General features: G+C 61.8%; 16 protein-coding genes. 5 read left to right on the top strand and 11 right to left on the bottom strand.

Translation table 11 applies throughout. The features are described 5' to 3' along the window. A partial coding sequence (locus tag HYI44_RS25450) for a substrate-binding domain-containing protein (protein ID WP_225570832.1) occupies window positions 1–218 on the top strand: 218 nt, incomplete at its 5' end. A gap of 3 nt (window positions 219–221) precedes the next feature. Here HYI44_RS25450 and HYI44_RS25445 read toward each other — a convergent pair. Further along, window positions 222–650 (bottom strand): GNAT family N-acetyltransferase, encoded by a 429-nt coding sequence (locus tag HYI44_RS25445; protein ID WP_225570836.1) that lies wholly within the window; start codon window positions 648–650, stop codon window positions 222–224. Between the two features lie 221 nt (window positions 651–871). Next, window positions 872–1798, bottom strand: coding sequence for a LysR family transcriptional regulator (locus tag HYI44_RS25440; protein ID WP_225570835.1), 927 nt, complete (start codon window positions 1796–1798; stop codon window positions 872–874). Window positions 1799–1908: 110 nt separating this feature from the next. On the opposite strand from HYI44_RS25440, the gene HYI44_RS25435 reads away from it, so the two are divergent. The 4 genes from HYI44_RS25435 to HYI44_RS25420 all read left to right on the top strand — a co-directional run bounded on the left by HYI44_RS25435 (window position 1909) and on the right by HYI44_RS25420 (window position 5651). Beyond that, window positions 1909–3114, top strand: coding sequence for an MFS transporter (locus HYI44_RS25435; protein ID WP_225570831.1), 1206 nt, complete (start codon window positions 1909–1911; stop codon window positions 3112–3114). A gap of 51 nt (window positions 3115–3165) precedes the next feature. Beyond that, on the top strand, window positions 3166–3711 hold the full coding sequence (locus HYI44_RS25430) for an AAA family ATPase (protein WP_225570830.1): 546 nt from the start codon (window positions 3166–3168) through the stop codon (window positions 3709–3711). Window positions 3712–3800: 89 nt separating this feature from the next. Continuing rightward, window positions 3801–4616, top strand: coding sequence for a DUF1206 domain-containing protein (locus tag HYI44_RS25425; RefSeq protein ID WP_225570829.1), 816 nt, complete (start codon window positions 3801–3803; stop codon window positions 4614–4616). 120 nt (window positions 4617–4736) lie between these two features. Next, the gene (locus HYI44_RS25420; RefSeq protein ID WP_225570828.1) at window positions 4737–5651 is read left to right on the top strand and encodes a LysR substrate-binding domain-containing protein; all 915 of its coding nucleotides are present in this window, start codon (window positions 4737–4739) and stop codon (window positions 5649–5651) included. A 97-nt stretch (window positions 5652–5748) separates the two neighbouring features. Here the strand turns inward: HYI44_RS25420 and madM are convergent, their stop codons facing one another. The 9 genes from madM to mdcA all read right to left on the bottom strand — a co-directional run bounded on the left by madM (window position 5749) and on the right by mdcA (window position 13048). Continuing rightward, entirely contained in the window at window positions 5749–6513 is a 765-nt protein-coding gene (madM, locus tag HYI44_RS25415; RefSeq protein WP_122840291.1) for a malonate transporter subunit MadM, read from the bottom strand. A gap of 1 nt (window position 6514) precedes the next feature. Further along, window positions 6515–6931: a malonate transporter subunit MadL gene (madL, locus tag HYI44_RS25410; RefSeq protein ID WP_045059599.1), complete on the bottom strand. Its 417-nt coding sequence runs from the start codon at window positions 6929–6931 to the stop codon at window positions 6515–6517. Window positions 6932–6995: 64 nt separating this feature from the next. Further along, the gene (gene mdcH, locus HYI44_RS25405; RefSeq protein ID WP_225570827.1) at window positions 6996–7907 is read right to left on the bottom strand and encodes a malonate decarboxylase subunit epsilon; all 912 of its coding nucleotides are present in this window, start codon (window positions 7905–7907) and stop codon (window positions 6996–6998) included. Then, complete coding sequence (locus HYI44_RS25400) at window positions 7904–8566, bottom strand: malonate decarboxylase holo-ACP synthase (RefSeq protein ID WP_225570826.1); 663 nt, start codon at window positions 8564–8566, stop codon at window positions 7904–7906. Before HYI44_RS25400 ends, mdcH begins: the two co-directional genes overlap by 4 nt. Continuing rightward, entirely contained in the window at window positions 8560–9363 is an 804-nt protein-coding gene (gene mdcE, locus HYI44_RS25395; RefSeq protein ID WP_122840287.1) for a biotin-independent malonate decarboxylase subunit gamma, read from the bottom strand. Before mdcE ends, HYI44_RS25400 begins: the two co-directional genes overlap by 7 nt. Next, on the bottom strand, window positions 9360–10211 hold the full coding sequence (locus tag HYI44_RS25390; RefSeq protein WP_225570825.1) for a biotin-independent malonate decarboxylase subunit beta: 852 nt from the start codon (window positions 10209–10211) through the stop codon (window positions 9360–9362). Before HYI44_RS25390 ends, mdcE begins: the two co-directional genes overlap by 4 nt. Further along, window positions 10204–10503: a malonate decarboxylase subunit delta gene (locus tag HYI44_RS25385; RefSeq protein WP_225570824.1), complete on the bottom strand. Its 300-nt coding sequence runs from the start codon at window positions 10501–10503 to the stop codon at window positions 10204–10206. Before HYI44_RS25385 ends, HYI44_RS25390 begins: the two co-directional genes overlap by 8 nt. Next, window positions 10503–11378 carry a triphosphoribosyl-dephospho-CoA synthase gene (locus HYI44_RS25380; RefSeq protein ID WP_225570823.1) on the bottom strand — a complete coding sequence of 292 codons (876 nt, stop codon included), beginning with the start codon at window positions 11376–11378 and terminating at the stop codon, window positions 10503–10505. Before HYI44_RS25380 ends, HYI44_RS25385 begins: the two co-directional genes overlap by 1 nt. Beyond that, window positions 11378–13048 (bottom strand): malonate decarboxylase subunit alpha, encoded by a 1671-nt coding sequence (gene mdcA / locus HYI44_RS25375; RefSeq protein WP_225570822.1) that lies wholly within the window; start codon window positions 13046–13048, stop codon window positions 11378–11380. Before mdcA ends, HYI44_RS25380 begins: the two co-directional genes overlap by 1 nt. Between the last annotated feature and the right edge of the window lie 71 nt (window positions 13049–13119).

Raw genomic sequence — 13119 nt, 5'->3', positions numbered from 1 at the left:
CCGAGGACATTTCCCTGGTGGGCTTTGACGACATCCCGTTTGCGGCGTATTGCGATCCACCGCTGACGACCATCTCGCAGCCGGCCGAAGCCTTCGGCCAGCGCGCCGTCGAGATGCTGATTGCGCTGATCGAGAAAAAACCGCTGGCCGAACGGCACGTGGTGTTGCCGTTTGAGTTGACCTTGCGCGAGAGCACTGCGCGGGTTCGACAACACTGACCCTCAGCGCCACTCCATATGGGTGGTTTGCCACTGCGGGTCGGGGTCCACGGCGATCACCCGAAAATCACGCTTGCGCCAGAAGTCGATGGCACCCGGCAGGAAGGGATGCGTGTGCAGGTAGATCACCTCGACGCCGGCCTGCACCGCCAATGCCTTCAACGCACTGTACAGCTGGCTGGCCAGCCCCGAACGGCGCAACCCTGGCTGCACGAACAGCCGCACCACTTCCACCACCTTGAGGCCGCGGTACTCGAGTTGTTGAAAACGGTGGTCGTAGGGCAGATAACCAATGGAGGCGACGATCCGGCCTTCATCACGGACCAGCAGAAACTGCCCCCCGCCCTTGAGATACACCTCTTCGAAATTCAACAGATCCGCAGGAGTGCCGGTACCACTGAGCTTTGGGAACAGCTCGGCGCGAGCCTGCATGAGGAAGGTTTCGAGCTCGGGAATGTCGGCCCGGGTGGCGGGCTCAATGTTGGCTTGTCGATGCGTGGTCAACTTATGCGCCTTGTCTGGGCATGACGCACCCTGTTTCTGAGCTCAATAAAAATGTCCTGCAGGCATAGGAGGTTCCCGCACTCCGCCCAATGAACGTGCAACCGGTAGAGCGCTCAGATTATCAGCGAAAAAAGCCATTCACACCTGCTTTAGCCACAGCGCGCCTTTTCAAGTCCCCTCAGCCCAACAACCAGCGCATCAACCAACACCCGAACCTTGGGCAGCGCCTCGCGATTTTTGCTCCAGGTCAGGTGGATCTCCATCCCGTCGCAGGCCAATTGCGCAAGCACCTCGACCAAGGTCCCGTCTTTGAGCTGCTGCTCCACCAGCCACCGTGGCAACTGCGCGATGCCGCAGCCGGCCAACGCAGCCATCCTCAAGCCCTCGCCATTGCCCACCACCAGAGGCGGGTTTACCTGGCTCCTGTGCGTTGCGCCCTGTTCGCCCGCAAAGCTCCAGGGATGGATGCTTCCATCCACCCAGCCATAGGCAATGCACTGATGCCTCTCAAGATCGTGTTCGTACAGCGGAGTGCCATGGCGGGCCAGATAGTCGGGGGATGCACAAAAAATATGCCACTCGCGCCCCAGCAGGCGATGCCCGACCGATTCCGGCCAGGTGTTGGCGCCCCCGATGCGCAGCACAACATCCGCGCCTTCCTGCAGCGGATCGATAAAACCATCGCTGAAGGATATGTGCGGCGTCAGCAAAGGATGATCCTTCGCAAACTGCAAGAGGATCGGCAGCACTTGGGTGCGCCCAAATGCACCCGGCAGGTCAAGGCGCACACGGCCGCGAGGCTCGGTGTTTTCGCTCTGGAGTGACAGCTCAGCCTCTTCGAGATCGGCAAGCACGCCCTTGCACGTACGCAGGAATGCGACGCCTGCGTCGGTCAGCGACAGCCGCCTCGTTGTACGGTGGAACAGTTGCACCCCCAGGCGTTTTTCCAGCCGGGCGATGCCTTTGCTGATGGCCGAGGCCGTCAGGTTCATTTTCTCCGCAGCCGCCGTGAAACTGCCGAACTGTGCGACGCACACAAATACATCGATACCTTTCAAGCGTTCGGAGGAAAACATATGCACCTTGTATTCATGAATTCAGTTCATGTGCTTCGATAAAAAGCATCCTAAATCAGAACCCAGGGCAACAGTAAACTGGGAATCAACACATTGATGATGATTCTCGAATGCTGGCCACGCTTAAACGCTATCCCTCCTCCATTAACCTGCTGCTGGGCGCATCACTGGTGTTGACCCTTGCCCGCGCCATCACCTTGCCCTATCTGGTCATTTACTTGTCGGGCCACTTTAGCTTGAGCGTCGCCGATATCGGCCTGGCGATCGGCAGCACGCTGATCATCGGCTCGCTGCTGAGCCTGTATGGCGGCTTCCTGGTGGACAGGATGTCCAGTTACCAGCTCATCCTCATATGCTGCGGTGTGTTCAGCGGCGGATTTCTCGGTGCGTATCTGGCACCCGTCCTCTGGCTGTTCTACCTATGCCTGGTGCTGATCAACCTGGCGTATGCCGTTATCGACATCGCAGTGAAATCCGGATTTGGCAGCCTGCTCCCCATGGACCGCCGCAGCGAAGCGTTTTCCATCAAGTACACACTGACCAATATCGGCTACGCCGTCGGGCCATTTCTGGGAGTCGGGGTGGCGGCCCTGGACATCAGCCTGCCCTTTTTGCTGTCGGCGGGACTGGGCGTCGGTTTTTCTCTGGTCTACTTCGTGTGGGGTGACCGGCGCCTGGCGAGGGCCGGGACGAGCCTGCAGCCGACGCCATTCCTGGCAGTCGGCAAGTTGTTGCTGCGTGACTACCGGCTGGTGTGCTTCACCTTCGGCGGGTTGCTCAGTGCCGTGGTTTTCGGCCAATTCACCGCGTATCTCTCGCAATACCTGGTGGTCACCACCACGCCCCAAGAGACGTACCGGATTATCAGTACGGTGGTGGCGACCAACGCCTTGATGGTGATCAGCCTGCAATACAGCATCGGCAAACGGATCAGCCACCGACACCTGAACCTGTGGCTGGCAGGGGGACTGGGCATGTTCATCCTGGGGCTGGCAGGTTTTGCACTGTCGACCACTTTGCTGCTATGGGTCCTTTCCATGGCCATTTTCACCGTCGGTGAAGTCATCGTCTTCCCGGCGGAGTACATGTTCATCGACACCATCGCACCGAGTCACCTGCGGGGCATGTACTACGCAGCTCAGAACCTGAGCAACGTCGGCGCAGCACTCGGGCCGGTACTTTGCGGAATGGTTCTGGCAATGCAACCTGCGCACTACATTTTCTACATGCTCGCGATGTTCGTGATAGCCGGTGGAATGCTCTACTTGCTGGGGGTATCCATTTCAGCAGGGGTTACGACCGAAGTTGAGAATTAAATGCCCAAAACCTGCACAATCACCGGCTTTTTTCTCGACAGGAAAACCCCCATGCAAAGGATTGTGATTCTGGGCAATGCCGGTAGCGGCAAATCCACTCTGGCCCGCGCTTTAGGCCAACAGTTGAGCTTGCCCGTTGTGCACCTGGACAAGCTGTTCTGGGAACCCGGCTGGGTCGAGCCAGATGCCGGTCAGTTTCGCGAACGGGTACGGGAGGCGATCGCCACGGATGCCTGGGTGTGCGAAGGCAACTATGCGCGGCGTACCTTTGACCTGCGCTTGCCCCGGGCGGATCTGATCATCTGGCTCGACACGCCGCGCCTCATCTGTTTCAACCGGGTGATCCGGCGCAGTGTCATGAACCGTCCTCGTGCCGACATCCCCGCCGGCTGTTCAGAAAAGCTCGACCGGGAGTTCCTGACCTTCCTCAAGTTCGTGTGGAATTTCGATCGTGGCTATCGCCCCGGCATCGAGGCGGTACGCCTGGCCATAGCACCGCAGATTCCTGTCGTGCACTTGCGTGGTGCCGGGCAAATTGAAGCATTCCTTCATACCCTGGCCGCTGCCCCAGGTACCTGCCGCGTTACAACCCGATAGGGCTGCCGCCTGGCAGCTTCAGCGGGCTGGATCGAACCCCTTCCCGCTCCACGGGTCTGCTCTTGTATCACTCCTTTGGAATCACACCCATGTCCGCTCACCAGAGCCTCGTCGTCCTTGCACGGGGCGGTTACGCCGCTCGAGGCGTCATCTATTTGATCATTGGCATCTTCGCCCTGCTCGCCGCCCAGGACTCGACAAAACCCAAGGACAGTCACCGCAGCCTCGAGGCATTGCTGAGTCAGCCATTCGGTTATGTACTGGTCGGCCTGGTGGTGGCCGGACTGCTTGCCTTTGCAGCCTGGCGGGTGCTGCAAGCCGTGCGCGACGTTGATCATCACGGCAGCAACTTCAAGGGGCTGGTGATTCGGGCCGGCTTGCTGGCAGGAGGCCTGGTCAACGGGGCGTTGGCCTTCTTTGCCTTGGGCCTGCTGGTCAGTGGCCTCAAGAGTTCGGGCGGTGATGGCGGTTCGCAAACCAAGGACCTGTTGGCGCAAATGCTGTCCTGGGAACATTCGAACCTGCTGATCTACCTGATCGCCCTCATTCCTTTCGGCGTGGGCATTGCTCACCTGATCAAGGGCTGGAAGGCCACGTTCGAGAAGTACTTTGAAGCCGATGAAGACGTCATGCGTTACGTCCGCCCCGTCTCGCGCTTCGGTTTGATCGCCCGGGGTGTGGTGTTCCTCGAAATTGCTGTTTTGTTGGCGATCAGCGGTTCCAACTACAAGGCCATGGACCCACCGGGCATGAAGGACGCCCTCGATGCCTTGCAGAACTTACCGGCCGGCGCTGTGCTGTTGATGGTGATGGCCCTGGGGTTGATCGCGTTCTCGGTCTACAGCTTTGCCGAAGCTGCATGGCGCAAGATCAACATGGACGTGCCTGGAGTGGCCGGCAGATAGGGTTGGCCATTCGATAATAAGCCTGGGGAACAAGGCTTGCCCGCGATGAGGCCCGGATTTATTGATCCAGCCCTGCCGAAAATTCGGCACAATCGAGCTCTTCCAACAAGAGTCTCCCCCATGCTGATCGATGAAGAGCTAACCCTGAAAAAACTCGAGGTGTTCCTGGCTTTCATGCGCACGGGCAACCTGGCTCGGGCCGCCGCCGAGTTACAGACCAGCAACGTCAGCGTGCACCGCGCCATTCACTCGCTCGAAAGCGCTTTGCGCTGCCCGCTGTTCAAGCATGAGGGCCGCAACCTGACGCCGCTGGAAAGCGCCTATGTGCTGGAAGAGCGCGCGCAGAAGCTGATTCAGGACGTCGTCGAAAGCGTGCGCCTGACCCGTGAAGCGGCAGGCTTTTCCGCCGAACGCTTCAAGTTGGGCTCGCTGTATTCACTGACTGTGAAGACCGTACCGCAGCTGATCATGGGCCTGAAGATTCGCCGCAGCGAACTCAATATAGACCTGATACTGGGCTCCAATTTCGACCTCTTGTACAAGCTCAAAAACATGGAAGTCGACGCGATCCTGGTGTCACTGGATGACAGTGTCAACGATCCGGACTGCGAGCAGATCCCACTGTTCTCGGACGATATCTTCCTGGCCACGCCCGCCGAGTCGACATTCGCTCAGCGCGCAGAGGTCGACCTGGCAGAAGTGCGCGATGAAACGTTCATCACCCTCACCCAGGGCTTCGCTACCCATCAGGACGGCAATCGAGTATTCAAGCAGGCGGGGTTCGAGCCGAAAGTGGCCATGCAGGTCAACGACATTTTCACCCTGCTGAGCATGGTCAGCTCGGGGGTGGGTTATGCGTTGCTGCCGGGGAGGATTGCAGCGGTGTATGAGAACCGGGTGAAGTTGATTCCGTTGCAGGCGCGGTATCGGTTGCAGCAGCACATCGGGGTGGTGTTCCTGAAGGCCAAGGAACGCGACCCGAATTTGCTGGCGTTGTTGGCAGAGTGTCGGATGTATGCCAATCGGCAGGCTTGACACCGGGGTGAATCAATCGCGAGCAAGCTTTGCTCCCACATGAATTGCACTTTGCTTCTGTGGGAGCAAGCCTTGCCCGCGATGGCGTCAGAGCAGGTTAACCGACAATCCCCCGAACAATGAAGTACAGCAACGAAGGCCCAAGCAGGCACCCAAGCCCGGTGTGGAAAGTCGCCGTCAGCGCCCCATAAGGCACCAGCCGCCGATCAGTCGCAGCCAACCCTGCCGTCACACCGCTGACCGTGCCTGCCAACCCGCCGAAGACCATGGCTGAGCGCGGATTATCCAGGCCCATCCAGCGCGCTGCCATGGGGGTGCCGACCATCACCAGGATCGCCTTGATCAGGCCGGTGGCAATCGACAGCGCCACCACATCCGAGCTCGCCCCAATGGCCGCGCCGGTGACCGGCCCGACGATGTAGGTGACCGCACCGGCGCCGATGGTGGTCATGCTCACCGCATCGCGATACCCGAAAGCCCAGGCAATGCTCGCCCCGACGATGAATGGCAGGATCGTGCCCAGCAACAACGCAATCACCCCGATCAGCCCGGCTTTTTTTGCCTCGGTGGCTTGCACTTCAAACGCCGTCGCGACGATTGCAAAGTCACGCAACATCGCGCCGCCCATCAAACCGATACCGGAGAACAATGCAAGATCCGCCAGGCCTTTCTGCCCGCCTGTGAGGGTGCCTCCGACCCACGCCAGTACCAGCCCGATGACGATGGCAATCGCCGAACCATGGATCCGCCCAAACGTCAGGCGCCTGGACAACACCACCGACACCCACATGATCACGCCAACAAACGCAAAGGCGGTGATCAGTCCGTTATGCTCAAGGCCTTTCTCGATGAGGTCCCACATATCAGCGACCTCCCACTGGCGTGCCGACCGGGCTCAGGGCCTCAGGCTCGTCGGGCAAGGGCTCACCTTTATGAGTCCGGCTGATCAAGGCAATGGTTGCGCCGCAGATCACCACCGAACCGATCGCCGCCAGCACCGCCACCGGGCCACCGTGCAGCGCCGCGACGACGTTCTGTTGGGCTGCCATCGCGACCACCACCGGGATGTACATGGCGCCCCAGAAGCCGACGCCCATCTCGCAATCCTTGGTCATGCCGCCGCGTTTTTGCATCCACAAACGTGCGCAGATCAACAGGATCATCGCGATCCCCACACCACCCACGTTGGACTTCACTCCCAGCATTACGCCGAGCATGTCACCCATGATCACCCCTGCCAGCGTACAGATCGCCAGCAACGCCACACCGTAAATAATCATTGTTGTAGTTCCTCAATGTGCATCGTCGAATGTTGTTTTTGTTGTTCGAAGGCCTGAGCGTGGTCTAGGGTTGGCGGCTTCCCTCCTCATGCATCAGCAGCTGCAAGGTGTCGAGGCGCGCACCCTCGAAGGCAATCACCGTGCCCTGTTCAAATACCCGTTTTCCCAGGCCGGTCAGCACCGCACCGGGTGGCATTTCAATCTGCAGGCGCACCCCGCGCTCATAGGCGCTTTGCACGGTGCCGCGCCAATCGACGACGCGGCACATGTTGAAGGCCAGGTCATCACGCAAGGCTTCGGTGTCGATGATTGGCCGTGCGCGGCTGCCACTGAGATAGCTGGTTTTCGGGGCGTTCAATTGCACCTTGGCAAAGGCTTCAGCCAGGGTTGCCGCAGGCCTGTCGAGCAGCGGGCAATGGGAAGGAACGCTGACCGCCAGGCGCCTGACCAGGCCCGCCCCGTGAGCCTTCGCCAGTACAGCGACCGCCTGCATGGCGTCATCGCTGCCGGCAATCACCACCTGGTTATCGGCGTTGATGTTGGCCAGATACACCGGCGAGTCGGCTCCGTGAACCTGGGCTACCAGGGTTTCTACCCGCGCCAGATCGAGCCCGATGATGGCGGTCATGCCGTAACCGGCCGGGTAGGCCTGTTGCATCAGTTCACCGCGCAGGCTGACCAGATGCAGTGCATCGGCAAAGCTCAAGGCACCGGCCACAACTGCAGCGGGATAGGCGCCAATGGACAAACCGGCCACGTAATCGGGCGCTGTCGCCAACTGGCGCGAGGCGGCAACTGCAGTGATCAGCAAGCACAGTTGCACCGCCCGCGTCGACCTCAGGGCCTGCACTGAATCCAGCAGCAGGACATCTTCGCCGAGCACTGCACTCGCTTCGAGTACAGTCTCGCGGGGCAGCCGCTGGAGCATCCCCGGCTGCTGGGCGCCCTGCCCCGGAAACACCAGCAAACTGCTCACGCTGCCTGCTCCCGCAGGTTCCATGGATCTACAGTCAGGCAAGCACCACAGGCCTGCTTGAGCAACACCCGGTCCGAGCGCCCAGCCCATTCACGCAATGCCACCGCGCCCAAGGGGGTCTGCAACTGCATATCCACCGGGCATGCTGCGCTATCCAGAATCTTCAACAGCTCCCGGGCCTGGAGCCGAGGCAAAGGCTCGGGCGTGCGCAGGATCAAGTCCAGGTCACTGTGCGGGTGCAAGGCCAGCGGTGCGCTGGCGAGATGGAACTTGGCGCCGACCAGTTCAAACCCGGCGCTGGCCAGTTCGAACCCGGCGCTGCCGCTCACACCCCAGACCCAACCGCAGTCATCAAGCATTGGCCGCAGGTGCTTCAGGGCATGCAGCGCTGGCAGGTCGCGTTCGCTCGAAACATGACACAGCGATTCGGGCTGCACCCGCTGGCGAACCGAATCAACCCGCATGACCGCGGCAAAGCGGTGTTCACGCAAACGCCCACGCACCCCGACCGGTATTTCACCCGCGGCACCCAGCGCTCGCCGCACCACCACCGGGTGCCCTGCGCGGATCGAATCGAACACCCACTCAGGCGCGTCTGCCGGCAGCTGCTGCACAGTCATGCCCCAGAGCAGATCGTGGGCCAGGTACACGTTCACCACTGAGCCCTCAGCAACTGGCGAACCTTGCTCGAAGCCTCACGGTTAGTCGCACCCAGACGACTGCTCAGGTCGCGACTGCCGCCAGCCACATCGGCCACCGCCAGACCCAGGCATTCCGTCACCCGCGCAACGTCGTTGGCGGTGGGCCGCTCGATCTGCTCCACCGACAGGGTTTCCCACAAAAGACCGAGGCTGGCGTAGCTGTCGATGTCATACGCCATGGGCGGCACACTGGCGGCCAGGGTTTCCAGCTCTTCGACGCTGCGAAGTGTCACCCGGGCGGCCGAAGCCTTGCCCATCGCATGCACCATCACGCCTGGATCACGCAGGGCAATCAAGCGGTTGGCCTGATAGCCGTGGGCCAGAAAAGCCCCGGACATGGCCTTGCCCACCAGCAAGCCAATCACCGCATGACCGGCCAGACGGGCGCGGGCGTAGCTGTCCGCCGCCCCGGCCAATGCCTGGTGAATGCCCAGCGCCTCTTCGCGCCGGCCATAGGCCTGGCTTGGGACATCGACAATGGCGATCACCGCGCGTTTGCAAGGTTTACCCTGATCGGCCGCGATCACTTCATCCACGGCACTCGCCAGGCCCCAACCCTCCAGCAGCCCCACTTCGCCGTTACGGGCCCGGGGAAAGCGGTTGTGCGGATCGGCCACTACTGCGATAAAGCGCGCGGCCTTACCACCCAGCTCCGCGTCTGCAACTCGCAACGATGGCGGCAGACCCTCAAGCATTTTTGCGCCTGCACTCAAGGCTTCGAACCAATGCAGGCCGCGTAGGGAATACGAACTCATGAGCGCTCTCCTCGGTACAGGTCGCGAACCGTTGCCGGCTCGATTTGCGGTTCGGTGTCCAGTTGCGCCAGACGATGCAGGAACAGCGCCGCCTGCTGGCTGCGCCGCCGGGTCGGCAAACCCTGTTGGAGTAGTTCACTGATGTGCTGCTGGATCTGCACCACGTCGTCGGCGACATAGCGGTCCACCAGGCCGCTAGCGAAACGTTGTTCGCCACCGGTGAGGCTCCAGATGAAGGGCCGATCGCGGGAATCGTATTCCTCAAGTCCGGCTTCCTGCTCGATCACTTGCGGGCCGTTCAAGCCCAGACGCGCTTCGCGCGTGACCACCAGATAACTGCACAACCCGGCCGCGATCGACATGCCGCCAAAACAGCCGACACTGCCCGCCACCACGCCCACCACCGGCTGGTACTGCTGAAGATCGACAATCGCCGCGTGGATATCGGCAATCGCCGCCAGGCCCAGGTTGGCTTCCTGAAGCCTCACACCGCCGGTTTCCAGGAGCAACACGGCGCGGGTCGGCACCCCTTTGCGGTTGTCCTCTGCGGCCAGCTCCAGGGCGCCGGCCATTTTTGCGCCGCCGACTTCACCCAGGCTGCCGCCCTGGAAAGCGCCCTCGATGGCGGCAATCACCACTGGCAAACCGTTGAGAAGGCCCTTGGCGATGACCACGCCGTCATCGGCCTGAGGCACCACACCCTGGCGCGCCAGCCACGGCGACATGACTCGCTGGAACGGGTCGAGCAACTCGCGAAACGTGCCGGTATCGAGCAAAGCTTGCGCCCTTTGCCGGGCACCCAGTTCGACCAGGCTGCATGGGTTGGCCAACGTGGTTAAGTCAGTCATGGCCGATCTCCTCGAAGCCCTGTTCCAGGCGCAAGCGCACCACGCCGGGGGTGGCGCCGAAATCATGTATTTCGATGGCCATTGCCGGGTAAGCCTGCCCCTCGAACATCCGGGCAAACAGGTGCTGCCAACGCTGTTCACTGCCATTGACCGAGGTCTGCACGGCGATGGTCAGTTTGCCGGCCTGACCCGGTTCGATCAGCACTTCAAGGTCCCCGGAGCCGACACAGCCCACCAGGGTACGGCCGCGAGGCGGCTGCCCGGCGGGGAATTCAAACGATAAGGTTTGCATCAGAACGCTCCCTGAATCATGCCGTCGCCAGATTCGATACGGTCGAGCAGCAGGCAGGCTGCGAGCAAGTCCGCGGCGCCGCCGGGCGAGGCATTCAATGCGATGAGTTGTTGGTCGAGTGCGTGCAGACGGCGACGCCCGGCAAGACTGGCGCTGCCACCAGCGTCGAGCACCGCCCGAGCGCCCTGCTGCATGGCGTGTAAACCCGGTTCGCCGGCGCGATAGAGCACGCAGGTATCGGCCAGCTGCGCCATGATCGCCAGCAACGCGTCGAGCCGGGCATTCTGCTCACCATGGCCGGCGTCGCGACTGCGTTGCAGCTGCGGCAAAGCCCGCTGGATCACCGCCGGGAAACCCGCCTGTGCCTCTTCCCGCGCACCGCGAGCACCGTAACGTTGCGCCACCTGGGCGCCGTGGCTGAGCACACGCGGTGCATCAGCGTCATCCAGCAGCGCCAGCCGCGCCGCACGTGCCGCCACCGCATGGGCCGCCCGGGATTGCGGTGCGAGTGCTGCGGAGGTGACCAGCAATCCCAAGGCCCAAATGCCGCCTCGATGAGTATTGATTCCGCCTGTGGTGGCGAGCATCGCTCGCTCGCCGTCCCGGCCAATGCGCCCAATCGCTTCGCGCAGGGGCAGGCCCACTTCGCCGAATTCGATGGCGGCTTGGGCCATTTCCTTGAAGGCCGGCCACAGGGTCAGCGCCGAGGCGTGCATCAGCCCCAGGTGCAGGTCGGTGTGGGCGCCGTTACCGCGACGGTCGACCAGAGCGGGTTTGGGCGACAGGTCCGCTTCATCGATCAACGCCTCGACGGCCAGGTCCGCCAGCCGCTCGGCCAGGGTCACGGGTTTGGCTTGCAGGTTGAATGCGTGCATTACCAGCTCCTGAACTTGGCGGGCGGGTTGTAGAGGCCACCGGACCAATCCACCAGGTCCGCGACACTTTTGGCCGCGAGCAGTTGGCGAGTGGCGTCGGTGCGACGGATGCCGAGGTCTTCAGGCAAGGCGATCAGACCGTCACGGCGCATGCGCGCAGTGTCCTTGGGGTTGTGCCGCAGGCCGATGGCAGTCACCCCGGCGACGGCGGCGATCATCGCCTGGCGCTCTTCCAGGGAACGCGCCTTGTACAGATAGGCGATGCCTTCTTCGGTCAGCAGGTGCGTGACGTCGTCGCCGTAGATCATGATCGGCGCCAGCGGCATACCGCTCTTCCTGGCCACTTCCACTGCGTCCAGGGTTTCGACGAACGTGGGTTTGCCGCCCTCCTGGAAGGTTTCAACCATTTGCACCACAAGCTTCTTGCCGCGTTCGAGCATGGCTTCGGGCGCATCGCCGTGACGCATGTCGAGCCAGGCCGGGGTGTCATGACGACGCCCGCGGGGGTCGTGGCCCATGTTCGGCGCGCCACCAAAACCGGCCAGGCGCCCGCGGGTCACGGTCGAGGAATGCCCGTCACCATCCACCTGCAGGGTCGCGCCGATGAACAGGTCCACGGCGTATTGCCCGGCCAGTTGGCAAAACATCCGGTTGGAGCGCAGGGAGCCGTCGCGCCCGGTGAAAAACACATCCGGCCGCGCAGCGATGTAGTTTTCCATGCCCAGTTCGGTGCCGAAGCAGTGCACGCTTTCCACCCAGCCGCTTTCGATCGCAGGGATCAGGGTCGGGTGCGGATTGAGGGTCCAGTTGCGGCAGATCTTGCCCTTGAGGCCAAGGGACTCGCCGTAGGTCGGCAGGATCAATTCAATGGCGGCCGTGTTGAAACCGATGCCGTGATTGAGCGACTGCACGTTGTGTTTTTCGTAGATGCCGCGAATCGCCATCATCGCCATCAGCACGTGCACCGGTTTGATATGCCGCGGGTCACGGGTGAACAGCGGCTCGATATAGAACGGTTTGTCGGCGACTACGACGAAATCGACCCAGGACGCCGGGATGTCGACGCGCGGCAACTCGCTGACGTCGTCCACCAGTTGATTGACCTGGACGATCACAATGCCGTCGCTGAACGCGGCAGGCTCGATCAGGGCGGGCGTGTCTTCAGTGCTGGGCCCGGTGTAGATATTGCCGGCACGGTCGGCCATGAAACCGGCCGAGAGCACGACATTGGGGATCAAGTCCACCACCAGCCGCGCATAGAGTTCGATGTAGGTGTGGATCGCGCCGATTTCCAGCAGGCCGTCTTCCAGCAACTGGCTGATACGCAGGCTCTGGGTGCCGGCAAACGAGAAGTCGAGCTTGCGGGCGATGCCGCGTTCGAAGAGGTCAAGGTGCTCGGACCGCCCCACGCTGGGCATGATCATGTGCAAATCATGCAGTTTTGCCGGATCGACCTGGGCCAGGGAGCGGGAGAGGAAATCCGCCTGCTTTTGGTTATTGCCTTCCAGCACCACGCGATCGCCGGGCAGGATCAACGCTTGCAGGGCTTGGACGATCTTCCCGGTGGGCAGCACCGCGCCGTCGGCTAAATCCTTGACCAGTTCCAGACGCCGCTGCTTCTCGCTGCGCCGCCGCGTCCATCGCGGGTCGGGGGATATTGTTGTTGTCATGACCACTCCAGAGGTTCGCTGTCGTGGTCTCACCTTAGGAGTGTTGCGGGGGTGCATCAATCAAGCACAGC

The organism is Pseudomonas sp. Y24-6 (genome assembly GCF_020295325.1).
In the GTDB taxonomy this organism is placed as follows: domain Bacteria; phylum Pseudomonadota; class Gammaproteobacteria; order Pseudomonadales; family Pseudomonadaceae; genus Aquipseudomonas; species Aquipseudomonas gregormendelii.
This window is presented reverse-complemented; position numbering and strand designations above follow the sequence as displayed.

Excerpts from the sequence above, each read along its gene's own strand:
- madL (WP_045059599.1), bottom strand. The coding sequence starts at position 6,931 with ATGATTATTTACGGTGTGGCGTTGCTGGCGATCTGTACGCTGGCAGGG.
- HYI44_RS25385 (WP_225570824.1), bottom strand. The coding sequence starts at position 10,503 with ATGCAAACCTTATCGTTTGAATTCCCCGCCGGGCAGCCGCCTCGCGGC.
- HYI44_RS25380 (WP_225570823.1), bottom strand. The coding sequence starts at position 11,378 with ATGCACGCATTCAACCTGCAAGCCAAACCCGTGACCCTGGCCGAGCGG.
- mdcA (WP_225570822.1), bottom strand. The coding sequence starts at position 13,048 with ATGACAACAACAATATCCCCCGACCCGCGATGGACGCGGCGGCGCAGC.
- HYI44_RS25430 (WP_225570830.1), top strand. The coding sequence starts at position 3,166 with ATGCAAAGGATTGTGATTCTGGGCAATGCCGGTAGCGGCAAATCCACT.
- HYI44_RS25390 (WP_225570825.1), bottom strand. The coding sequence starts at position 10,211 with ATGACTGACTTAACCACGTTGGCCAACCCATGCAGCCTGGTCGAACTG.
- HYI44_RS25435 (WP_225570831.1), top strand. The coding sequence starts at position 1,909 with ATGCTGGCCACGCTTAAACGCTATCCCTCCTCCATTAACCTGCTGCTG.
- HYI44_RS25420 (WP_225570828.1), top strand. The coding sequence starts at position 4,737 with ATGCTGATCGATGAAGAGCTAACCCTGAAAAAACTCGAGGTGTTCCTG.
- HYI44_RS25440 (WP_225570835.1), bottom strand. The coding sequence starts at position 1,798 with ATGTTTTCCTCCGAACGCTTGAAAGGTATCGATGTATTTGTGTGCGTC.
- HYI44_RS25425 (WP_225570829.1), top strand. The coding sequence starts at position 3,801 with ATGTCCGCTCACCAGAGCCTCGTCGTCCTTGCACGGGGCGGTTACGCC.
- HYI44_RS25445 (WP_225570836.1), bottom strand. The coding sequence starts at position 650 with ATGCAGGCTCGCGCCGAGCTGTTCCCAAAGCTCAGTGGTACCGGCACT.
- mdcE (WP_122840287.1), bottom strand. The coding sequence starts at position 9,363 with ATGAGTTCGTATTCCCTACGCGGCCTGCATTGGTTCGAAGCCTTGAGT.
- madM (WP_122840291.1), bottom strand. The coding sequence starts at position 6,513 with ATGTGGGACCTCATCGAGAAAGGCCTTGAGCATAACGGACTGATCACC.